This is a genomic window from Paracoccus isoporae, from assembly GCF_900101865.1.
Taxonomy (GTDB): domain Bacteria; phylum Pseudomonadota; class Alphaproteobacteria; order Rhodobacterales; family Rhodobacteraceae; genus Paracoccus; species Paracoccus isoporae.
In genome coordinates, this window is the sequence record NZ_FNAH01000004.1 from 230,765 (window position 1) to 251,931 (window position 21,167).

Annotated in this window: 23 protein-coding genes; 14 read left to right on the forward strand and 9 right to left on the reverse strand. The window is 65.0% G+C overall.

Annotated features, from left to right (window positions below; translation table 11 throughout):
• The first annotated feature begins 94 nt into the window (after positions 1–94).
• Positions 95–571: an SspB family protein gene (locus BLT73_RS09040; RefSeq protein ID WP_090523020.1), complete on the forward strand. Its 477-nt coding sequence runs from the start codon at positions 95–97 to the stop codon at positions 569–571.
• Between the two features lie 80 nt (positions 572–651).
• Positions 652–2,046, forward strand: coding sequence for a class II fumarate hydratase (gene fumC, locus BLT73_RS09045; RefSeq protein ID WP_090523022.1), 1,395 nt, complete (start codon positions 652–654; stop codon positions 2,044–2,046).
• A 277-nt stretch (positions 2,047–2,323) separates the two neighbouring features.
• Here the strand turns inward: fumC and BLT73_RS09050 are convergent, their stop codons facing one another.
• Complete coding sequence (locus BLT73_RS09050; RefSeq protein WP_090523024.1) at positions 2,324–2,557, reverse strand: DUF3892 domain-containing protein; 234 nt, start codon at positions 2,555–2,557, stop codon at positions 2,324–2,326.
• Between the two features lie 137 nt (positions 2,558–2,694).
• On the opposite strand from BLT73_RS09050, the gene BLT73_RS09055 reads away from it, so the two are divergent.
• From BLT73_RS09055 to BLT73_RS09070, 4 genes are read left to right on the forward strand one after another with little or no spacing between them, the layout of a single operon-like run.
• A complete protein-coding gene (locus BLT73_RS09055) occupies positions 2,695–2,871 on the forward strand; it encodes a DUF4169 family protein (RefSeq protein ID WP_090523026.1) in 177 nt (58 codons plus the stop codon).
• 10 nt (positions 2,872–2,881) lie between these two features.
• A complete protein-coding gene (locus BLT73_RS09060; protein ID WP_090523028.1) occupies positions 2,882–3,100 on the forward strand; it encodes a ribbon-helix-helix domain-containing protein in 219 nt (72 codons plus the stop codon).
• Between the two features lie 28 nt (positions 3,101–3,128).
• Positions 3,129–4,439, forward strand: coding sequence for an adenylosuccinate lyase (purB, locus tag BLT73_RS09065; protein WP_090523030.1), 1,311 nt, complete (start codon positions 3,129–3,131; stop codon positions 4,437–4,439).
• Positions 4,440–4,496: 57 nt separating this feature from the next.
• A complete protein-coding gene (locus BLT73_RS09070; RefSeq protein ID WP_090523032.1) occupies positions 4,497–5,549 on the forward strand; it encodes a FliG C-terminal domain-containing protein in 1,053 nt (350 codons plus the stop codon).
• A 148-nt stretch (positions 5,550–5,697) separates the two neighbouring features.
• Here BLT73_RS09070 and BLT73_RS09075 read toward each other — a convergent pair whose 3' ends face one another.
• The 3 genes from BLT73_RS09075 to pyrC form a co-directional block, all read right to left on the reverse strand.
• On the reverse strand, positions 5,698–7,185 hold the full coding sequence (locus BLT73_RS09075) for a replicative DNA helicase (protein WP_090523034.1): 1,488 nt from the start codon (positions 7,183–7,185) through the stop codon (positions 5,698–5,700).
• Between the two features lie 198 nt (positions 7,186–7,383).
• Positions 7,384–8,055, reverse strand: a complete 672-nt coding sequence (locus tag BLT73_RS09080) for an orotate phosphoribosyltransferase (protein ID WP_090523036.1) — start codon at positions 8,053–8,055, stop codon at positions 7,384–7,386.
• Positions 8,052–9,101, reverse strand: coding sequence for a dihydroorotase (pyrC, locus tag BLT73_RS09085; protein WP_090523038.1), 1,050 nt, complete (start codon positions 9,099–9,101; stop codon positions 8,052–8,054). Before pyrC ends, BLT73_RS09080 begins: the two co-directional genes overlap by 4 nt.
• Before the next feature lie 138 nt (positions 9,102–9,239).
• Here pyrC and BLT73_RS09090 point away from each other — a divergent pair, with 138 nt between their 5' ends.
• Positions 9,240–9,560, forward strand: coding sequence for a hypothetical protein (locus BLT73_RS09090; RefSeq protein WP_090523039.1), 321 nt, complete (start codon positions 9,240–9,242; stop codon positions 9,558–9,560).
• A gap of 100 nt (positions 9,561–9,660) precedes the next feature.
• On the opposite strand, the gene gap is transcribed toward BLT73_RS09090, so the two are convergent.
• Together gap and BLT73_RS17290 are read right to left on the reverse strand one after the other, a co-directional pair.
• Positions 9,661–10,662 carry a type I glyceraldehyde-3-phosphate dehydrogenase gene (gene gap / locus BLT73_RS09095; protein ID WP_090523041.1) on the reverse strand — a complete coding sequence of 334 codons (1,002 nt, stop codon included), beginning with the start codon at positions 10,660–10,662 and terminating at the stop codon, positions 9,661–9,663.
• Between the two features lie 73 nt (positions 10,663–10,735).
• Positions 10,736–10,879 (reverse strand): hypothetical protein, encoded by a 144-nt coding sequence (locus BLT73_RS17290; protein ID WP_176805014.1) that lies wholly within the window; start codon positions 10,877–10,879, stop codon positions 10,736–10,738.
• 287 nt (positions 10,880–11,166) lie between these two features.
• On the opposite strand from BLT73_RS17290, the gene BLT73_RS09100 reads away from it, so the two are divergent.
• Together BLT73_RS09100 and BLT73_RS09105 are read left to right on the forward strand one after the other, a co-directional pair.
• Complete coding sequence (locus BLT73_RS09100) at positions 11,167–12,417, forward strand: DUF5930 domain-containing protein (protein ID WP_090523043.1); 1,251 nt, start codon at positions 11,167–11,169, stop codon at positions 12,415–12,417.
• Entirely contained in the window at positions 12,407–12,925 is a 519-nt protein-coding gene (locus BLT73_RS09105; protein WP_090523045.1) for a bactofilin family protein, read from the forward strand. Before BLT73_RS09100 ends, BLT73_RS09105 begins: the two co-directional genes overlap by 11 nt.
• Positions 12,926–13,005: 80 nt before the next feature.
• On the opposite strand, the gene coaD is transcribed toward BLT73_RS09105, so the two are convergent.
• From coaD to BLT73_RS09120, 3 genes are all read right to left on the reverse strand, one after another.
• A complete protein-coding gene (gene coaD, locus BLT73_RS09110) occupies positions 13,006–13,506 on the reverse strand; it encodes a pantetheine-phosphate adenylyltransferase (protein WP_090523047.1) in 501 nt (166 codons plus the stop codon).
• A gap of 68 nt (positions 13,507–13,574) precedes the next feature.
• On the reverse strand, positions 13,575–14,018 hold the full coding sequence (locus BLT73_RS09115; protein ID WP_090523049.1) for a CBS domain-containing protein: 444 nt from the start codon (positions 14,016–14,018) through the stop codon (positions 13,575–13,577).
• A 50-nt stretch (positions 14,019–14,068) separates the two neighbouring features.
• The gene (locus tag BLT73_RS09120; RefSeq protein ID WP_090523050.1) at positions 14,069–14,986 is read right to left on the reverse strand and encodes a LysR family transcriptional regulator; all 918 of its coding nucleotides are present in this window, start codon (positions 14,984–14,986) and stop codon (positions 14,069–14,071) included.
• Positions 14,987–15,098: 112 nt separating this feature from the next.
• Between BLT73_RS09120 and BLT73_RS09125 the strand changes: the two genes are divergently transcribed.
• The 5 genes from BLT73_RS09125 to mmsB all read left to right on the forward strand — a co-directional run bounded on the left by BLT73_RS09125 (position 15,099) and on the right by mmsB (position 20,994).
• Positions 15,099–16,598, forward strand: coding sequence for a CoA-acylating methylmalonate-semialdehyde dehydrogenase (locus BLT73_RS09125; protein ID WP_090523052.1), 1,500 nt, complete (start codon positions 15,099–15,101; stop codon positions 16,596–16,598).
• A gap of 148 nt (positions 16,599–16,746) precedes the next feature.
• Positions 16,747–17,877 carry a carboxylate-amine ligase gene (locus tag BLT73_RS09130; protein WP_090523054.1) on the forward strand — a complete coding sequence of 377 codons (1,131 nt, stop codon included), beginning with the start codon at positions 16,747–16,749 and terminating at the stop codon, positions 17,875–17,877.
• A gap of 83 nt (positions 17,878–17,960) precedes the next feature.
• Entirely contained in the window at positions 17,961–19,106 is a 1,146-nt protein-coding gene (locus tag BLT73_RS09135) for an acyl-CoA dehydrogenase family protein (protein ID WP_090523055.1), read from the forward strand.
• Complete coding sequence (locus BLT73_RS09140; protein ID WP_090523057.1) at positions 19,106–20,122, forward strand: enoyl-CoA hydratase/isomerase family protein; 1,017 nt, start codon at positions 19,106–19,108, stop codon at positions 20,120–20,122. The genes BLT73_RS09135 and BLT73_RS09140 overlap by 1 nt, the downstream gene beginning before the upstream one ends.
• Entirely contained in the window at positions 20,119–20,994 is an 876-nt protein-coding gene (gene mmsB, locus BLT73_RS09145) for a 3-hydroxyisobutyrate dehydrogenase (RefSeq protein WP_090523059.1), read from the forward strand. Before BLT73_RS09140 ends, mmsB begins: the two co-directional genes overlap by 4 nt.
• Positions 20,995–21,167 lie beyond the last annotated feature (173 nt).

Below are 21,167 nucleotides of genomic sequence, written 5' to 3' on the forward strand. Positions count from 1 at the left end.
CCACACTCGCCCCCTTTTCATGCCGGGTTCAATCCCTATACTCGGCCCAATCGCGGCAGGCTTGCCGGGGGCAGAAGCGGCGGAAGGAAACGCAATGACGCGGGCAATCGACTATGGCGGCATGATGCATCGCGCAATGCAGGGCCTGATTGCCGAGGTGCTGGGCGACGTGGCGCGCAACGGTCTGCCGGGCGAGCATCATTTCTTCATCACCTTCGACACGCGCGAGGACGGGGTGGAGATCGCCGACTGGCTGCGCGAACGCTACCCCTCCGAGATGACCATCGTGATCCAGCACTGGTACGAGGATCTGCAGATCAACCCGGACGGGTTCGAGATCACGCTGAATTTCGGCAACTCGCCCGAGCGGCTGATCGTGCCCTTCGACGCGCTGCGCACCTTCGTCGATCCCTCGGTGGAGTTCGGTCTGCGCTTCGACACGCATGACAGCGACGACGCCGATGTGGAAGGCGAGGACGAGCTGGAACTGGCCGAGATCGCCGAGGAGGCGGACGGGCCCGGCGACGCCAAGGGCGGCGAGGTCGTCAGCCTCGACAAATGGCGCAAATAGGGGCGGCATACCATCGCATACTGATTGCGAATCCCGCCCCCGGCCGCTAAAACCCCCGCAAATTGGCGAGGGAGCCGCATATGACCAACACCCGCACCGAAACCGACAGCTTCGGCCCGCTGGAGGTTGACGCCTCCAAATACTGGGGCGCGCAGACACAGCGCTCGATCCGCAACTTCCCCATCGGCTGGGAGACCCAGCCCACGGCCATCATCCGCGCGCTCGGCGTCATCAAGCAGGCCGCCGCCGAGGTGAACATGGCCAGCGGCAAGCTGGATGCACGGCTTGGCAAGGCGATGGTGCAGGCGGCGGGCGAGGTCGTTGCCGGCAAGTTCGACGACAATTTCCCGCTGGTCGTGTGGCAGACCGGATCGGGGACGCAGTCGAACATGAACGCGAACGAGGTCGTCTCGAACCGCGCCATCGAGATCCTGGGCGGAGAGATGGGATCGAAAGACCCCGTGCACCCGAACGATCACTGCAATATGGGCCAGTCCTCGAACGACACCTTTCCGACCGCGATGCATGTCGCCATCGGCATGCAGGCCCGCGACGTGCTGCTGCCGGGGCTGGAGAAGCTGGCCGCGGCGCTTGAGGCCAAGTCCGACGAGTTCAAGGACATCATCAAGATCGGCCGCACCCATACCCAGGACGCAACACCGCTGACCCTGGGCCAGGAATTCGGCGGCTATGCCCATCAGGTCCGCATGGGGATCGAACGGGTCAAGATGTGCCTGCCGCAGATCTACGAATTGGCGCAGGGCGGCACGGCGGTCGGCACCGGGCTGAACACCTCGAAAGGCTGGGACACGGCAATTGCCGCCAAGATCGCCGAGATCACCGATCTGCCTTTCGTCACCGCGCCGAACAAGTTCGAGGCTCTGGCCGCCCATGACGCGATGGTGTTCTTTTCGGGCGCGCTGAAAACCGTCGCGGCCAGCCTGTTCAAGATCGCCAATGATCTGCGGCTGCTGGGGTCCGGCCCCCGCTCGGGTCTGGGCGAACTGATCCTGCCGGAGAATGAGCCGGGCTCCTCCATCATGCCGGGCAAGGTCAACCCGACCCAGGCCGAGGCGCTGACCATGGTCTGCGCGCAGGTGATGGGCAATGACGCGGCGGTCGGCTTCGCCGGGTCGCAGGGGCATTTCGAGCTGAACGTCTACAACCCGATGATGTCCTATAACGTGCTGCAATCCATGCAGCTTCTCGGCGATGCGGCGTCGAGCTTTACCGACAACATGGTCGTGGGCACCGAGGCCAATGTCGAGCGGATCGAGAAGCTGATGAAGGAATCGCTGATGCTGGTGACGGCCCTGGCGCCGACCATCGGCTACGACAACGCGACCAAGGTGGCCAAGACCGCGCATAAAAACGGCACGACATTGCGCGAGGAGGCCGTGGGGCTGGGCTTCGTGACCGATGAAGAGTTCGACAAGATTGTCCGGCCGGAGAAGATGATCGGTCCTTCGGACTGATCCGATGGATAGTTAATGAGGAAGGCGCATCCTGACGGACGCGCCTTTTTCAATTCCCCGACCTCTCCCTTCTGGACCTCACAGAGGGCAGCGTCCGACCGCGGGCTGCCGCTGCCGGCCTTTCAGTCTGCCACTTTATCGCGCATCCCCGCCGTGCATCCGTTCAGCGCGGACCGGCGAAGAAGCGGCCGCCCATGGGGCGGTCGGCCGCTGCCCGGCGGCGCTATGCGCCTTGATTCCGGGCGGATGTGAGATTCAATATTGTCTTTCGGTAGAACTACTTATCGCCCGCCATATCGTCTAGGTTGTTGGACTTCTGGCTGTCTGGGTTTGTCCGCAGATGCGGCTTGGCATTCCGGCGATGAACCGAATGGGCATTCTCAATTTCCCCTCGGTCCGCCATTTCCATGGCTTTTTTCACAGGGGTAAACCGCTGATTGCCCTCAAGTTTAACATGGGTGATGTCGCCCTCGGAATCCGCACGAGCGTCGATAACTTTACGTGATGCCATCCTTTAGTTCCTCATTTGTATTATTTTTGTTCGTATATTGTTTTTGACTTTAAATCAACGGTATCATAAGACTGGACTGAGGCGGGCGGCTCGATGCATCAAGCTACAAAATCGATCAACTTAGCTATCCGGCCTGCATGACCCAAATCACCAACCTCAACCGCGTCCGCAAGCAGAAATCCCTCGAGGCAGCCCGCAAGCAGGCCGACGCCAACGCGGTGAAGTTCGGGCGGACGAAGGCACAGAAAGCGGTGGAGAAAGCCGACAAGGACCGCGCGGCACAGCATCTCGACGGGCGCAAGCGTGACGATTGATCTGCCTCCGATGGAAACCCCGTCAAAGCGGTCTCTGACGATTGACGGGCACCGCACCTCGGTCAGCCTGGAGAATGCGTTCTGGCGGGCGCTCGGGCGGATCGCGAAGGCACGCGGCAGCACGCGGGCCGCTCTGATCGCGGAGATTGACCATGCGCGGCCGCCTGATGTGGGGCTCGCCACGGCGTGCCGCCTGTTCGTGCTGGCAGAAACCGAACGCAGCGGGTAAAGCACGGGGCCAAAGACAGGAGGCCCCGATGATCCCCCGCTATGCCCGCCCCGAAATGACCGCCATCTGGTCGCCGGAAACCAAGTTCCGCATATGGTACGAGATCGAAGCCCATGCCTGCGACGCGCAGGCCGATCTGGGCGTGATCCCACGCGAGAATGCCGAAGCCGTCTGGAAGGCGCAGCATGTCGAATTCGACGTCGCCCGCATCGACGAGATCGAGGCCGTCACCAAGCATGACGTGATCGCTTTCCTCACCCATCTGGCCGAGCATATCGGCAGCGAGGAGGCGCGCTTCGTTCATCAGGGCATGACCTCGTCGGATGTGCTCGACACCACGCTGAATGTCCAGCTTGTCCGCGCCGCAGATATTCTGCTGGCCGATATGGACAAGCTGCTGGCGGCGCTGAAAAAGAGGGCGATGGAACACAAGGACACGGTGCGGATCGGGCGCAGCCACGGCATCCATGCCGAGCCCACCACGATGGGGCTGACCTTCGCGCGCTTCTACGCCGAGATGGACCGCAACAAGACGCGGCTGGAAGCCGCTCGTGAGGAAGTGGCAACCGGCGCGATCTCTGGCGCAATCGGCACGTTTGCCAATATCGACCCGGCGGTCGAGGAACATGTCTGCGCGAAGATGGGCCTGCGCCCCGAGCCGATCAGCACGCAGGTGATCCCCCGCGACCGCCATGCGATGTTCTTCGCCACTTTGGGCGTCATCGCGTCCAGCATCGAGAATATCGCCATCGAGATTCGGCACATGCAGCGGACGGAGGTGCTGGAGGCCGAGGAGTTCTTCTCGCCCGGCCAGAAAGGCTCATCGGCCATGCCGCATAAGCGCAACCCGGTGCTGACCGAGAACCTGACGGGCCTCGCCCGGCTGGTGCGCATGGCGGTGATCCCGGCGATGGAGAATGTGGCGCTGTGGCATGAGCGCGATATTTCTCACAGCTCTGTGGAGCGGGGCATTGCGCCGGACGCGACGATCACGCTGGATTTTGCGCTCAACCGTCTGGCCGGGGTGGTCGAGAAGCTGGTGATCTATCCCGAGAACATGCTGGCCAACATGAACCGGTTCAAGGGTCTGGTCATGTCGCAGCGCGTGTTGCTGGCGCTGACCCAGGCCGGAGTATCGCGGGAGGATGCTTACCGGCTGGTGCAGCGCAATGCGATGAAGGTCTGGGAGCACGGCAAGGATTTCCGGGAAGAACTTCTGGCCGACCCCGAGGTGACGGCGGCGCTGAGCCCGGCCGAGATCGAGGAGAAATTCGACCTCGGCTATCACACCAAGCATGTCGACACGATCTTTGCGCGGGTGTTCGGAGAGGCCGCCTAACCCGCATTTAAGCAATCGCTGCCATGTTGGACCTCGCGAATCATGCGGGGTCGATGGATGACGCTGGAACCGATGCTGACATCGCGGCAGAAGGCCGCGGTGATCGTGCGCCTGCTGGTGGGGGAGGGCGAGACGCTGTCGCTGGGCGGCCTGCCCGCGGCCGCGCAGGCCGAGCTGGCGCAGGAAATGGCGCTGATGGGGATGGTGGATCGCGACACGCGTGACCAGGTGGTGGCGGAGTTCTGCGACGCGTTGGAGCAGGTCGGCGTGACCTTTCCCGACGGGCTGGACCGGACGCTTGACGTGCTGGGCGGCACGCTGTCGCCGGATATCACCGACCGGTTGCGCCGCATCTCCGCCATGGCCGGCAAAAGCGACCCCTGGGCGCGGATTGCGGCTCTGCCGCCTGCGCAGATCGCCCAGCTTGCCGCTGCCGAAGCCACCGAGATCGCAGCGGTGCTGTTCTCGAAACTGCCCGCGGCGATTTCTGCTGCATCGCTCGCCCTGCTGCCAGCCGAGCGCGCCCGGCAGATCGCGGCGGCAATGTCACTGACGGGCCGGGTCGAGGAACCGGCCTTGCGCCGGATCGGCATGGCGCTTCTGCATGCGACCGAAGGGATGGCGCGGCCCGCCATTGGCGATGCCCCGGTCGAAACCGTCGGCGCCATCCTGAACCTCACCCCTTCCGCGCGGCGGGAGGAGGTGCTGGACGGGCTCGATCAGGACAATGCCGAGTTCGCCAGGGCGCTGCGCAAGGCGATCTTCACCTGGGCCCAGATCCCGCAGCGCGTCGATCCGCGCGACGTGCCGCGCATCATCCGCGAAATCGAGCCGGTGACGCTGCGCCAGGCGCTGTCAGCGCGGGACGGCGCAGATGCGGACGCGGCCGCCTTCATCCTCGGCGCGCTGCCCTCGCGCATGGCGGATGGGCTTCGCGACGACATCGCGGAGGCCGGGCGGGTGAAGGACAGCGAGATCGAGGCCGCGACGGGAGAGATCACCCAGGCCATCCGGCGGATGGAGGCTGCGGGCGACCTCTACCTGATCGAGCGGAGCGACACGGCGGCGGCGGCGGAGCGGATCGAGGTCGAAACCGCGACCGTTGCGTGATGCCGCCCGATGGTCGCACCCCGTTCAGAACGGTGCGGCAGCGCGGCGGGCGGCGGCGCGGCGGGCAGCAGCCCGTCAGCGCATATCACGTCGCAGCAAAGCCCGAATGGACGCAGCACGGGGCTGACACACCTCCGCTGCGTCCGGGTCAGTCCCATTCCGACTGACGCGATTTCTCCAGGTTGCCGAAGCGCGTGAACCGCCCCTCGAAGGCCAGTTCCACCGTGCCGATCGGGCCGTGGCGCTGCTTGCCCAGGATCACCTCGGCCTTGCCATGCACGGCATTCATCTCTTCCTGCCATTTGGCCAGCTTGTCCAGCTCATGGTCGGACGGCTTCTCACGCTCCTTGTAATACTCCTCGCGGAACACGAACATCACGATATCGGCGTCCTGCTCGATCGAGCCGGATTCGCGCAGGTCCGAAAGCTGCGGCCGCTTGTCCTCGCGGCTTTCCACCTGGCGCGAGAGCTGCGACAGCGCGATCACCGGGATGTTCAGCTCCTTCGCGACGGCCTTGAGGCCCTGGGTGATCTCGGAGACCTCGTTGACCCGGCTGTCCTTTGAACTCGCGGCCTTCAGCAGTTGCAGGTAATCGACGATCAGCAGGTCCAGCCCATGCGTCCGTTTCAGCTTGCGGGCGCGGGCGGCAAGCTGGTTGATCGGCAGGGCCGGCGTGTCGTCGATATAGAGCGGGCAGGATTGCAGGTCATTCGCCGCCTGCACGAAGCGGCGGAACTCCTCCTCGCTCATGTCGCCGGACCGGATCTGGTGGCTGGGCACCTCAGAGGCTTCGGACAGGATCCGCGCCGCGAGCTGTTCGGCCGACATTTCGAGCGAGAAGAACCCGACGACCCCGCCCTCGACCGAGCCCACCGTGCCGTCGGCACGTTCGCCGGACTTGTGAAGCTTCGCGATATTGAAGGCGATGTTCGTGGCCAGCGATGTCTTCCCCATCGACGGCCGCCCGGCCAGGATGATGAGGTCGGAATCGTTCAGCCCGCCCATCTTGCGGTCGAGATCGATCAGCCCGGTCGGGATGCCCGACAGCTTGCCGTCACGCTCATAGGCCGCCGCGGCCGAGCTGACCGCGCCCGTCACCGCCTTCAGGAAGGACTGGAAGCCGCGCTCGGCCACACCCTGCTCGCCCAGCTTGTAGAGCGTCTGCTCGGCGGCCTTGATCTGCTCCTCGGCGTCGTCCTCGACCCTCACGGAGGCCGCGCGGGAGGAGATGTCCTGTCCAAGCGCGATCAGGTCGCGGCGCAGGGCGAATTCGCGGATCATCTGGGCATAGTCCCGCGCCGCATAGGCCGAGATCGCCGCCGCCGCGATCCGCACCAGATAGGCCGGCCCGCCCAGATCCTTCAGCCCCGCATCACCCTCCATGAAGGCCTTCAACGTGACCGGGCTGGCGAGCGCGTTGCGGCGGATCCGCTCCGCCGCGATCTCGAAGATGCGGCTGTGGACAGGCTCATAGAAATGCTCGGGTTTCAGGATCTGGCTGACCCGGTCGAACACGTCGTTATTGGTCAGCAGCGCCCCCAGAAGCTGCTGTTCTGCCTCGATCGAGAAGGGAACGCCCTGTTCATCCGAATCGGCGGCAGGGGACACCTGCTGCAACGCCCTGATCTCGCTCATTGCCCTGTCCGTTTGTCTTGTTCTTGAGTCTGCGAAGCTGCCTCTATGACACAGTATAAGTCAGACCAGAACGACCGGACATGAAAATCTAGTGGGAGATTCTGTGGACGCGTTGGGGATAAGTGAATTCCGGGGCGGCGCAAGGCCAGCAAATGCCGCATCGCGCGCCGCCAGACCTGTCTTTCCGGACAGGTGGCGTCAGGAATTCCTCTGCTGCCAGCCCCGCGGATCCGACAGGAACGCCTCCACCTCCGCCAGGGTCGCGTCGTCGAAGGCCGCCTGTGCCCTGGCCTCCGCCAGCACGTCCCACCAGGTGCAGAGATGGTGCAACGCCACCCCGTGATCGGCCAGGCGCTGCGTCGTCTCGGGGAAGATGCCGTAATAGAAGATCACCGCCGTGTGCCCGCAGGTCGCGCCGGTGTCGCGGATCGCATCGACGAAGCTGAGCTTCGAGCCGCCATCCGTGGTCAGATCCTCGACCAGCAGAACCCGGTCGCCCTCCGCCATGCGCCCCTCGATGCGGGCGTTGCGGCCGTAGCCCTTGGGCTTCTTGCGCACATAGCTCATCGGCAGGCCAAGCCGTTCCGCCACCATCGCGCCGAAGGGGATGCCCGCCGTCTCGCCGCCCGCCACATTCGTGAACGCCTCGAACCCGGCATTGCGCAAAGCGGTCGCGGCCAGGAAATCCATCAACGTGCCGCGCACCCGCGGATAGGAGATGATGCGCCGGCAATCCACATAGGTCGGCCCCTTGAGACCCGATGCATAGGTAAACGGCTCGGCGGCGTTGAAATCCACCGCCTTGATTTCCAGCAGCGCGCGGGCGGTCAGCCGGGCGATCTCGTCGGGGGCGGGAAAGGACAGGCTCATGCGGACTCCATCTGCCAGAAGAGGTCGAAACCCGGATCGAACACGGTCACGCGCTCGCCGCCCGCGTCGATCTGTTCGGGAAACCGGACCGGCTCGTCGTGCCGCGTCAGCCGCAGCCGGTCCTCGTTCGGGGCCACGCCGTAAAAGGCGGGACCGTTCAGCGAGGTGAAGGCCTCGAGCTGGTCGAGCCGGCCCTCCTGCGCGAAGATCTCTGCCAGGATGGCCATGGTGTTCGGTGCCGTGAAGCAGCCCGCGCAGCCACAGGGTTGCAGCTTGGCCGTGTCGGGATGCGGGGCGGAATCGGTGCCCAGGAAAAACGGCCCCTGCCCCGACATCGCGGCCTCGCGCAGGGCGAGCCGGTGGGTTTCGCGCTTCGCCACCGGCAGGCAGTAATAATGCGGCCGGATGCCGCCGGCGAGGATGGCGTTGCGGTTGATGACGAGATGATGGGTGGTAATCGTGCCGCCCATCGCGCCGCCCGCCGCGTTGTCGCGGACATAGGCGACCCCGTCCGAGGTGGTGATATGTTCCATGACCACGCGCAGGCCGGGCGTGGCGCGGCGCAGCGGGTCCAGCACCCGGTCGATGAACACCGCCTCGCGGTCGAAAATGTCGATCTCCGGGTCGGTCACCTCGCCATGCACGCAAAGCGGGACGCCCGCCTCGGCCATCGCCTCCAAGACGGGGCGCACCTTGTTGAAATCGGTGACACCGCTGGCCGAATTGGTGGTCGCCCCCGCCGGATACAGCTTCACCGCCGAAATCACCCCATCGCGATGGGACGCGACCACATCCGCCGGATCGGTCGTCTCGGTCAGATACAGGGTCATCAGCGGTTGCAGGGCGGCACCCTCAGGCAGCGCTGACAAAATGCGGTCGCGATAGGCGCGGGCCTGATCGCCGGTCACGACCGGCGGCACCAGGTTGGGCATGATGATCGCCCGGCCGAACGCAGCGGAATGCGGGGCGACGGCCGCGAGCATCGCACCGTCGCGCAGATGCAGATGCCAGTCATCGGGACGGCGGATGGTGAGGAACTTCTTCATGCTCCCCGGATTATACTGCGCTGCGCCCCGAGAAAAGCCGGGAAGCGGACTTGCAAAAGCGACAGGTTGCACTTTTCTTTTTGCAGGTGCAGCATTGCACGCGCAGAATGCACTGCGCTGAACAGAGGGATCGAGTGAATGAGTATTCTTCCACTGGGGATGTCGGAGGCGGCGCGAATCTGGACGCAGATCGCCCATATCGCCTTCGAATCTCAGATGGTGATCGGCATGCGCTTGGCCGGGATGATGGGGTTCCTGCCCCAGAAGAGCAGCGAGCCGCAGCGCATGGTGCAGGAAAAGCTGGACGCGGCCCAGGAATCAGGCCTGGCGATGTTCAAGGCGGCGTCGCGCGGGGCCTCGCCCGACAAGGTCATGGCGGCGGGGTTGAAGCCCTACAGCAAGCGCACGCGGGCCAATGCCAAGCGGCTGACCAAATCCTCCACCGCCCGACGCCGCTAGCAGACGACCTGCCCGACGCGGTCTGCCGCGCGCCATATGCGGCAAAGAAAAACGGCCCCGTCTTGGGGGCCGTTTTTCATTGCCGGGTCCGGGGACGGGCTCAGATCAGCTTGCCGATGGCGACGGCCGTGTCGCTCATCCGGTTCGAGAAGCCCCATTCATTGTCATACCAGGTCAGGATGCGGCACATACGCCCATCCATCACCTTGGTCTGATCGAGCGCGAAGATCGACGAGCGGGGATCGTGGTTGAAGTCGATCGAGACATTCGGCTGGTCGGTATAGCCCAGAACCCCGTTCAGCGGACCGTCGGCAGCGGCCTTGATGGCGCCGTTGATCTCTTCGACGGTCGTGTCGCGGCTGGCCTCGAAGGTCAGATCGACGACCGAGACATTCGGCGTCGGCACGCGGATCGCGACGCCGTCCAGCTTGCCGTTCAGCTCCGGCAGCACCAGACCCACCGCCTTCGCCGCGCCGGTCGAGGTCGGGATCATCGACATCGCCGCAGCGCGGGCGCGGTAGAGATCCTTGTGCATCGTGTCCAGCGTCGGCTGGTCGCCGGTATAGCTGTGGATGGTGGTCATGAAACCACGCTCGATCCCGATCGTGTCGTTCAGCACCTTGGCGACCGGCGACAGGCAGTTCGTCGTGCAGGACGCATTCGAGACGATCAGGTCGTCGGCGGTCAGCGTGTCGTGGTTCACACCGTAAACGATGGTCTTGTCGGCACCCTTGGACGGGGCGGAGACGAGCACCCGGCTGGCGCCGTTTTCCAGATGCACCTTGGCCTTCTCCTTGTCGGTGAAGATGCCGGTGCATTCCATCACCACGTCGACATCGGACCACGGCAGTTCGGCCGGGTTGCGGATCGCCGTGACCTTGATCGGGCCGCGGCCGACATCGATTGTGTCGCCATCGACCGTCACCTCGCCGGGGAAGCGACCATGCACGCTGTCAAAGCGGATGAGATGGGCATTGGTCTCAACCGGGCCGAGGTCGTTGATTGCGATGACCTCGATATCATCGCGGCCGGATTCGATGATGGCGCGCAGCACATTCCGACCGATCCGACCAAATCCGTTGATTGCAACTTTAACAGCCATATTGACCTCCGCTGACTGGTTTCGCAGTGCTTATGCGGATTTTTGCTGCTGATGCAAACCCCGACCGCGCCGGTTAGCGCCAGAAGCTCAGATATTCGACGAAGGCGACGAAGCGCTTGCCGATTTCGACAGGAAGGTTCCAGTGCAGCCAGATCGCGTCGGCAACAAACAGCAGCACCACCGCCAGAAAGATCGTGAACACGTTGCTGGTCGTCATGGCACCGCCCTGGCTGCTGAAGCCCGTTCTGCATAGCGTCCGCCTAACGCCCCGGCAAGCTCGCCACAAGGTTGCGTCCCGGTTCCATCACACGCCCCGATAGGCGGTTTTTCGCCACACTTGGCGAGTTTATGCCGTTCCCGTGAACCGCTTTACCAACCCGGTTGAAACTTCATGCTGTGTCCTGTTTACGACACTAAGCGGATTTTCCGGCCGCCGGGTCTCGGAAAGGCGCAAGCTGCGGAATTGCGGCGAAAAATTCTGTGAACCAGCCGGGGATAGCTGCCTTGCCCAACCGTCCGAGAACTGCGCTTGAACGCCTTCTGCCCGAGAAGCGCCTGTCCCTGAAATCCGATCAGGCGACCCGCGTCATCTATCTGCGCCCGCTCACGCAGCTGGGGCTGCTGGGGGGCGGTGTCGCGATGATGGGCTGGGCGATCATCTCGGGCGCGCTGCTGGCATACGACCATATCGGCGGCGGTGCAGAGAGCCAGAGCGCCGGTGCGCAATCGGCCTATGAAACCCGGCTGGCGGCCCTGGCGGATGAGCGTGACGCGCGGGCGGCCGAGGCCAGGGAGGCACAGCTCCGCTTTGCCGTGGCGCTTGACCAGGTGTCGAAATACCAGTCGGAGCTTCTGACCACGCAGCAGCAGAAGCGCGAACTGGAAGCCGGGCTGGATGCCGTGCAGCAGAAGCTGGGCAGTGCGATTGCCGCCATCCCGAAAGACGATGCGCTGAGCAAGGACGAGCTGGATCTGGCGCTGAACGCGCTGAACGACAAGCTGCGCGACACGGCTGAGGCCCGCGATGCCGCGACGGAGGACGCACGGCTGGCCAAGGCCGAAGCCGCCGCCGCCAAGGCCGAGCAGGAGCAGTTGCTGGCCCGAAACAACCAGCTTTTCGACCAGATCGAAACCGCCGTTGCCGCCTCGGTTGTGCCTTTCCAGGAGATGTTCGACAATATCGGGCTCGACACCGACAAGCTGCTCGCGCAGATCGACAAGGGTTATTCCGGCCAGGGCGGCCCGCTGACCGAGGCGACGGTGTCCACCAGCGGCAATGCCGCCATCAGCGAGACCGAGGCCCGCGCCGACGAAATCATCGTCAGCCTGGACCAGGTGAACCGCTACCGCATCGCAAGCGCCAAGCTGCCGCTGGATATGCCGGTGAAATCCGCGTTTCGCTTCACCTCCGGTTTCGGTCCCCGCTGGGGGCGCGTGCACAAGGGCATGGACCTGGCCGGGCCGATCGGCACCCCGGTCCTGTCCACCGGCGACGGGGTCGTGACCTTTGCCGGCCGGCAAAGCGGATATGGCTACATCGTCAAGATCGAGCACGCGCTCGGCACCGAAACCCGCTATGCGCATCTGTCGAAGATCCGCGTAAAACAGGGACAGAAAGTGTCGCGCGGCGCGCAGATCGGTGATATGGGCAATACCGGACGGTCGACCGGCCCGCATCTTCACTATGAAGTCCGGGTCAATGGCAAGGCCGTGGATCCCATGAGCTTCATCAAGGCGGCACAGAATGTTTTCTAAGTCTCGCGTGACCGAAACACCCAATCGCAACCCGGCCCCGGCAGCCGAATCGGAACCGGCCCCGATGGCCGAGGCCCCGAAGGACAAGGCCCCTGCCCCGCAGCAGAGCCCGGCCGCGCCCGCACCCCGGACGACGCCTTCGGTGCTGTCGTCGGACCTGACCATCAAGGGCGATCTTCAGACCGCGGGCGATGTCCAGATCGAAGGGCAGATCGACGGCGACATCCGTGCCCGGCAACTGACCATCGGCGACAGCGCCACGGTGCGCGGCGAGGTTCTGGCCGACGAGGTCATCGTGAATGGCCGCGTCATCGGCCGGCTGCGCGGCGTGAAGGTGCGCCTGTCCTCCACCGCGCGGGTCGAGGGCGACATCATCCACAAGACCATCGCCATCGAATCCGGTGCGCATTTCGAGGGCTCGGTGCAGCGCCAGGAAGATCCGTTGTCGCAGGGTGGCACGAAGAAGCTGGCCCCGCCTGCCTCCGATCACGCCAAGACCGGCGGCTGACCGGTCTCGAAACGGTATCGGAAAGGGGGCCGCGCGGCCCCCTTTTTCATGCGTCGGGATGGCGGTCGTGCAAGCGCCGGTCAGTCCGAAGGGGCAAAGCGCTGCATCAGCGCGTCATTGACGGCCGGCGTCACGAATTTGGAGACGTCTCCCCCAAGACGGGCGATTTCCTTGACCAGCTTCGAGGCGATGGACTGGCGTTCCGCATCGGCCATCAGGAACACGGTCTCGACGCGGTCGTCGAGCACGCGGTTCATCCCGACCATCTGGAACTCGTATTCAAAATCCGACACTGCCCGCAACCCGCGCACGATCACCCCCGCGCCCACATCGCGGGCACAGTCGATCAGCAGGTTCTCGAAGGGATGAACGACGATCTCGCCGCCGGTCCGGCGCATGATCTCGTCGCATTCCCGCTGCACCATGACCACGCGTTCTTCCAGATCGAAGAGCGGCCCCTTGTCGCGGTTGATGGCCACGCCGATCACCAGCCGATCGACGAGCGCCATGGCCCGCTCGATGATGTCGACATGACCCAGCGTGATCGGGTCGAACGTGCCGGGATACAGCCCTACGCGCATGAACAATCCTTTCCAGTGTTACAACAAGACGATCCGATGAACACGGGAAATTCAAGTGACTGCGCGCGTCAGGCCCCCATGATCATGCCGGTCAGCGCGTCCTTTTCGTCATTCAGCTCTTTCAGACGGGCCGACACCGCGTCCCCGATGGAGACGATGCCCAGCATGTTGCCATCCTCGTCCACCACCGGCAGGTGACGGAAACGCCCCTCGGTCATCCGCTCCAGAACCGCCATCGTGTCCTCGCCGGGCTGGCAGGTGGACACCTTGCGGGTCATCAGCCCGCTGACCGGGCCGTCCATGATCTCGGCCCCTCGCTTGCCGAGTTCGCGCACAATGTCACGCTCGGACAGGATGCCCGCGGGCTTGCTGCCGTCGTCGCTCACCACGACCGCGCCGATCCGCTTTTCCGCCAGCAGCTTGGCGGCCTCGGCCACCGTGGACGTGGTGGCGATGGTGACGATATCGCCCGCGCCCGCTCCTTTCAGCGAAAGTATCTGCTTGACCAGCATGCTGCCCTCCGTGGTTGCGTCTGGCCAGTCTGTCGCAACTGCTCACAAGGTCAAGCCCCGCCATCGGAATCGACGGCAGATTCCAGCCGCGCCACCTCGGCCCTCAGCCCCTGCGCCAGCTCATCCGCCAGCCGGTTCAGCCGGTCGGACCGGCGGTCATCGGCATGGCGGATCATCCAGAAGCTGCGGGTCAGCCCGAACGCCTCCGGCAGCACGCGGCGCACGCCTGGTGTGAACGGAATGGCGAAATCATGCACGATCCCGATCCCCGCCCCGGTGCGGATCGCCTGCATCTGCACGGAGACGGAGTTGGAGGTCAGCTGCGCCGGGCGCGCGTTCGCGCTGTGCAGAAGCGGGCCGAGATAATCCAGTTCCTGATCGAAGATCATGTCGGGAATATAGCCGATCAGCCGCGCCGCACGGAGCTGTCCGATCTCGTCAATCGGCCCGTGCCGGGCGAGGTAGCGCTCATGCGCGGCCAGATGCAGGCGGTAGTCGCACAGACGCTGCACCACCAGCCTGCCGGTTTCCGGGCGGCTGACGGCAATGGCGAAATCGGCCTCGCGCTTGGTTAGGTTGAAGACCCGCGGCAAGGCGACGATCTGGATCTCCAGCCCCGGATGGGCCGCGCACAGCGCCGCCGCCACCTGTGGCAGCAGGTAATTCGCGCAGCCATCCGGCGCCCCGATGCGCAACTGCCCGGTCAGCTCTCCCGGTCGGCCAAGTGATTCTTCGGCACCACTCAGCGCCAGTTCCGCCGCCTCGGCATGGGGAAACAGCCGCGCCCCCTCCGGGGTCAGCGCGTAACCCTGGGGCGATTTCAGAAACAGCGGATGACCCAGGGCCGCCTCCAGCCGCGCCACGCGCCGACTGACGGTCGAGGGATCCATCGCCAGCCGCTTTCCAGCACGCGACAGGCTGTCATCCCGCGCCACCGCAAGGAACACGCGCAAATCGTCCCAATCCATCCAGCCCCCGCATATCTGCAAAACGGTTTTGCCAAACTTAGGCTTTATCCGCGCATTTTCGCAAGATAGGCTGCGTCCAGATCGTCATCCCCATTCCAGGAAGGAGCCCGCCATGAGAGAGATCGGACATTGGATCAACGGTGAAGAGGTCGCAGGCACATCCGGCCGCACTGCCGATGTGTTCAACCCCGCCACGGGCGAGGTGCAGGGCAAGGTCGCGCTTGCCTCGGACGCGGAGATCACGGCGGCCATCGACAGCGCCGCCGAGGCACAGATCGGCTGGGCCGCGACCAACCCGCAACGCCGGGCGCGGGTGATGATGAAGATGGTCGCTCTGCTGAACCGCGACATGGACAAGCTGGCCGAGATGCTGTCGAGCGAGCACGGCAAGACCTTCCCGGACGCGAAGGGCGATGTGCAGCGCGGGTTGGAGGTGATCGAGTTCTGCATCGGCGCGCCGCATCTGCTGAAGGGCGAATTCACCGACGGCGCAGGTCCCGGCATCGACATGTATTCGATGCGCCAGCCGCTTGGCGTCGTGGCGGGGATCACGCCGTTCAACTTCCCCGCCATGATCCCGCTGTGGAAAATGGGTCCGGCCCTCGCCGCCGGCAATTCGATGATCCTGAAACCGTCGGAGCGCGACCCCTCCGTGCCGCTGATGCTGGCCGCGCTGTGGAAAGAGGCCGGGCTGCCCGATGGCGTGTTGCAGGTCATCAACGGCGACAAATCGGCCGTGGACGCGCTGCTGCACAGCGAGGCCATCCAGGCGGTGGGATTCGTCGGCTCGACCCCGATCGCGCAGTATATTTATGAGGAAGCCGCGAAAACTGGCAAGCGCGCCCAATGCTTCGGCGGTGCCAAGAACCACATGATCATCATGCCCGATGCCGATCTGGATCAGGCGGCGGATGCTCTCGTGGGCGCCGGTTACGGGGCTGCGGGCGAACGCTGCATGGCGATTTCCGTGGCCGTGCCGGTGGGCGAGGAAACCGCCGACGCGCTGATCGAGCGACTGGTGCCGCGCATCGAGAAGCTGAAGGTCGGCCCCTACACGGCGGGCGACGATGTCGATTACGGCCCGGTCGTGACCAAGGCCGCGAAGGAGAACATCCACCGCCTCGTGCAGACCGGCGTCGATCAGGGTGCGGAACTGGTGGTGGATGGCCGTGAGTTCAGCCTTCAGGGCTATGAGGACGGGTTCTTTGTCGGCCCGCATCTCTTCGACCGCGTGACCCCCGACATGGACATCTACAAGACCGAGATCTTCGGCCCGGTCCTGTCCACCGTCCGCGCCGGATCTTACGAAGAGGCGATCAAGCTGGCGCTTGATCATGAATACGGCAACGGCACCGCGATCTATACCCGCGACGGCGACACCGCGCGCGATTTCGCCAGCCGGATCAATATCGGCATGGTCGGGGTCAACGTGCCGATCCCGGTGCCGCTGGCCTATCACACCTTCGGCGGGTGGAAGAAATCGGGCTTTGGTGATCTGAACCAGCACGGCCCGGATGCCTTCCGCTTCTATACCCGCACCAAGACCGTGACGGCCCGCTGGCCCTCCGGCATCAAGGAAGGCGGGGAGTTCAACTTCAAGGCCATGGAGTGATCCGGGCGGCGGCACACCTCGCCGCTGCAGGACATGGCGGGGCGGCGTACGCCCCGCCGCCACGACGCCCCGGTCAGGCGCCTCTTGCGCGCGGCCCCCGCTTGCTGCTTTCATCGCGCCCTGTGGTCTTGTTGGCGAGGGCGTGGTCATGATCGAGGAGCCGGATTTCACACTCGGGATCGAGGAGGAATATCTCCTCGTCGATGCTGACACCGGCGAACTGGCCGAGGCGCCCGAGCCGATGATGGCGGCCTGCAAGGCGGAGCTTGCCGATCAGGTCAGCCCCGAATTTCTGCGCTGCCAGATCGAGGTCGGCACGCCGGTTTGCGCCGATATTGACGAAGCGCGCGGCCATCTGGCGCATCTGCGCCGCACCATCGCGCGGATCGCGGGCGATCACGGGCTGGCCCCGATCTCCGCCTCCTGCCACCCGTTCGCAGACTGGCGCGAGCAGGAGCACACCGACAAGGCGCGATACCGCGCCCTCTCGCGCGATCTGGCAGGTGTGGCGCATCGGATGCTGATCGGCGGAATGCATGTCCATGTCGGCATCGAAAGCCGGGCGATGCGCATCGACCTGATGAACCAGTTCAGCTATTTCCTGCCGCATCTGCTTGCGCTGTCCGCCTCCAGCCCGTTCTGGCAGGGAGAGGATAGCGGGCTGGCCTCTTACCGGATGACGGTGTTCGACGGGCTGCCACGGACGGGACTGCCACCGAAACTGTCGAGCTGGGACGAATACGAACGATCGGTCAATGTGCTGACCGGGCTGGAAATCATCGAGGACGCGAGCAAGGTGTGGTGGGATCTGCGCCCCTCGGCCGGCTTCCCGACGCTGGAGACACGGATCTGCGACGCCTGCCCGCGGCTGGAGGACACGATCACGCTGGCGGCGCTGATCCAGGCGACGCTGCGGATGCTGCTGCGCCTGTCGCGGCGCAACACACGCTGGCGGCAATATGACAACTTCCTGATCGGAGAGAACCGTTGGCGCGCCATGCGCTATGGCACATCGGAAGGTCTGATCGATTTCGGCGCACATGAAATCGCGCCCTTCGAGGCTCTGGCACGGGAATGGCTGGAACTGATCGCTCCCGACAGCCACGCGCTCGGCAGCCAGCAGGCGGTGGACGGGCTGCGCGGCATGGTGGCGCGGGGCACCTCTGCCGCCCGTCAGCGCCGCCAGTTCGAGGCGAGTGTGGCGGCCGGGGCCTCAACGCAGGAGGCGCTGCGCGACGTCGTTCGGACACTGATCGGGGAGTTCCGCGAGGGCCTGTGAACGCGCCGCGCAGGTTGCAACAATGTCGTAAGATTCGGGTCATAAACAATCGTTCAATTCAGCCAAAGCCAGGGAGGACGCGGATGGATTTCGCGCTGAGCGAGGAGCAGCAGGCGATATTCGAGATGGCACGGGATTTCGGTGCCGAACATATCGCGCCCCATGCCGAGCAGTGGGAAGATGACGGCACCATCCCACGCGCGCTGTGGTCCCGCGTGGCCGAGCTGGGTCTGGGCGGGATCTTCGTGTCCGAGGAATATGGCGGCTCCGCGCTGTCGCGCCTCGACGGCACGCTGATCTTCGAGGCGCTTGCGATGGCCTGCCCGTCCGTCAGCAGCTTCCTGTCGATCCACAACATGTGCGGGGGCATGATCGACAAGTTCGGCTCGGATGAGGCGAAGCAGAAATTCCTGCCCGAACTGTGCCGCATGGAGAAGGTCTGGTCCTACTGCCTGACCGAACCCGGATCGGGCTCCGACGCCGCGGCCCTGCGCACCCGCGCCGAGCGGACCAACCAGGGATTCCGGCTGAACGGGGCGAAGGCCTTCATCTCCGGCGGCGGCTATTCGGATTGCTACCTGACGATGCTGCGCACCGGCGAGGATGGGCCGAAAGGCATCTCGACCGTGGTGGTCGAGGCCGGGTCGGACGGGCTCAGCTTCGGCGCGCCGGAACGCAAGATGGGCTGGAAGGCGCAGCCGACATCGGTGGTGCAGTTCGATGATTGCCTCGTCCCGCTCGACAACCAGATCGGCGAGGACGGGCGCGGCTTTGCCTATGCGATGGCAGGCCTCGATGGCGGGCGGCTGAACATCTCGGCCGGGGCGCTCGGCGGGGCGCAGGCCGCGCTTGACCGCACGATCGCCTATATGGGCGAGCGCAAGGCGTTCGGCAAAACGCTCGACCAGTTCCAGGCCCTGCAATTCCGGCTGGCCGAGATGGAGACCGCGCTGCAATCGGCCCGCATCTTCCTGCGCCAGGCGGCGTGGAAGCTGGATCAGGGCGCGCCGGATGCAACGAAATACTGCGCGATGGCCAAGCTGCACGTCACCGACCGCGCCTTCGAGGTGGCAAACCAGTGCCTGCAACTGCACGGCGGCTATGGCTATCTGGCCGATTACGGGATCGAGAAGATCGTGCGCGATCTGCGCGTCCACCAGATCCTTGAGGGCACGAACGAGATCATGCGCCTGATCATCGGGCGCGCGCTTCTGGCGGAGGCAGGCTGATGGCAGAGATGGAGATCCGCACGGACCGCCGCGCAGGCCGCATGACCTTCAACCGGCCCGAGGCGCTGAACGCGCTGAGCCATGACATGGTCCGGCAGATCCACGCCGCGTTGAACCAGTGGCGCGATGACCCGGAGGTCGATCTGGTCATCATCGACGCCGCGGGCGACAAGGCCTTCTGTGCGGGCGGCGACATTGCCGCCGTCTATCGCGCGGGGCTGGCGGGCGATCACCGCGAGGGGCAGGAGTTCTTCTTCGACGAATACCGCATGAATGCGGCGATCAAGGATTATCCGAAACCCGTCATCGCCTTTATGCAGGGCTTCGTGATGGGCGGCGGCGTGGGGGTCGGCGGCCATGCCAGCCATCGCGTGGTGGGCGAGACGACGCGGATCGCCATGCCTGAATCCGGTATCGGGCTGATCCCGGATGTGGGCGGGTCATGGCTGCTTGGCCACGCGCCGGGCCGGATCGGCGAATATCTGATGATGACCGCCGATCGCATGGATGCGGGCGATGCGATCCATGCCGGCTTCGCGGATCTCTATATCCCCGAGGCCGACTGGCCGGACCTGATCGACAGGCTGGCCGAGACCGGCGATGCGCGCCTGCTCACGGGCGCGCAAGTGCCGGAGTCGCGCCTCGCCGCGGCCGATCTTTCCGCCTTCGCAGCGGACAGCACGACCGACATCGTCGCGCGGCTGGAAGCTGAGGGCAATGACACCGCGCTGAAACCGATCCGGCGCAATTCGCCGCTGTCGATGGCGGCGGGGCTGGAACTGGTCCGTGCCGCGCGCGAGGATGAGCGGTTGCAGGACAGCCTCGCGCGGGAATATCGCTTTACCCATCGCGCGACCGAGCATGGCGATTTCATCGAAGGGGTGCGTGCCCAGATCATCGACAAGGACCGCAACCCGAACTGGACGGCCGACGCGTCGCCCCAGGGCGTGGCCGCCATGCTGGCCCCGCTGGGGGATGCGGAACTGCATTTTGACGACCAAGGGGGGACGAGATGAAAATCGGATTTGTCGGACTGGGAAATATGGGCATGCCGATGGCGATCAACCTCGCCAAGGCGGGGCACGAGGTTCGCGCCTTCGACCCGGCCGCGACGCCGCAGCCGCCACTGGCCACATCCGGCTCGGCCGCCGAGGCGGCGGCGGGCGCGGATGTGGTCATCACCATGCTGCCCAATGGCGCGATCCTGCGCGAGGTCGCGGCAGAGATCATCCCGGCGATGAAACAGGGTGCCGTGCTCTGCGACTGCTCCACCGTCGATGTGGACAGCGCACGGGCCGTGGCGGATGACGCGTCCTCGGCCGGGCTCGGCGCGCTCGACGCGCCGGTCTCGGGCGGGATTGCAGGCGCGTCGGGCGGCACGCTGACCTTCATGGTCGGGGGCGGCGCGGACGCGTTCGAGACCGTGCGCCCGCTTTTCGACATCATGGGCCAGAAGGCCGTGCATTGCGGCGACTCCGGCGCCGGGCAGGCCGCGAAAATCTGCAACAACATGATCCTCGGCGCGACGATGATCGTCACCTGCGAGGCATTTGCCCTGGCCGACAAGCTGGGCCTCGACCGGCAGAAGATGTTCGATGTCGTCTCGACCTCCTCGGGGTATAGCTGGTCGATGAACGCCTATTGCCCCGCCCCCGGCATCGGGCCGCAATCGCCCGCCGACAACGACTACAAGCCGGGCTTCGCGGCGGATCTAATGCTGAAGGATCTGCGCCTGGCCCAGCAAGCCGCCGAGAGCGCCGATGCGGACACGCCGCTTGGCGCGCTCGCCACCCAGCTCTACGACCGCTTCGTCACTGAAGAGGATGGCAGCGGGCGCGATTTCTCCGCGATGCTGCCGCGTTTCGAGCAGCGTGGGCGGGGGGTCTGAACGCGGCGCGACGGTCCGGAGAAAATTTTTACCCGGCCGGGAACCAGCCGGTTCGCAACTGCGTTCACGTGGTTGCATAAGAAGCAAAACGAGCAGACCGTGTTACCGCCACTTCGCCCCGCCCTCCTCGCCACGTCCATGTGCGTGGTCAGCATCTTGGCCATTGCCGGCGG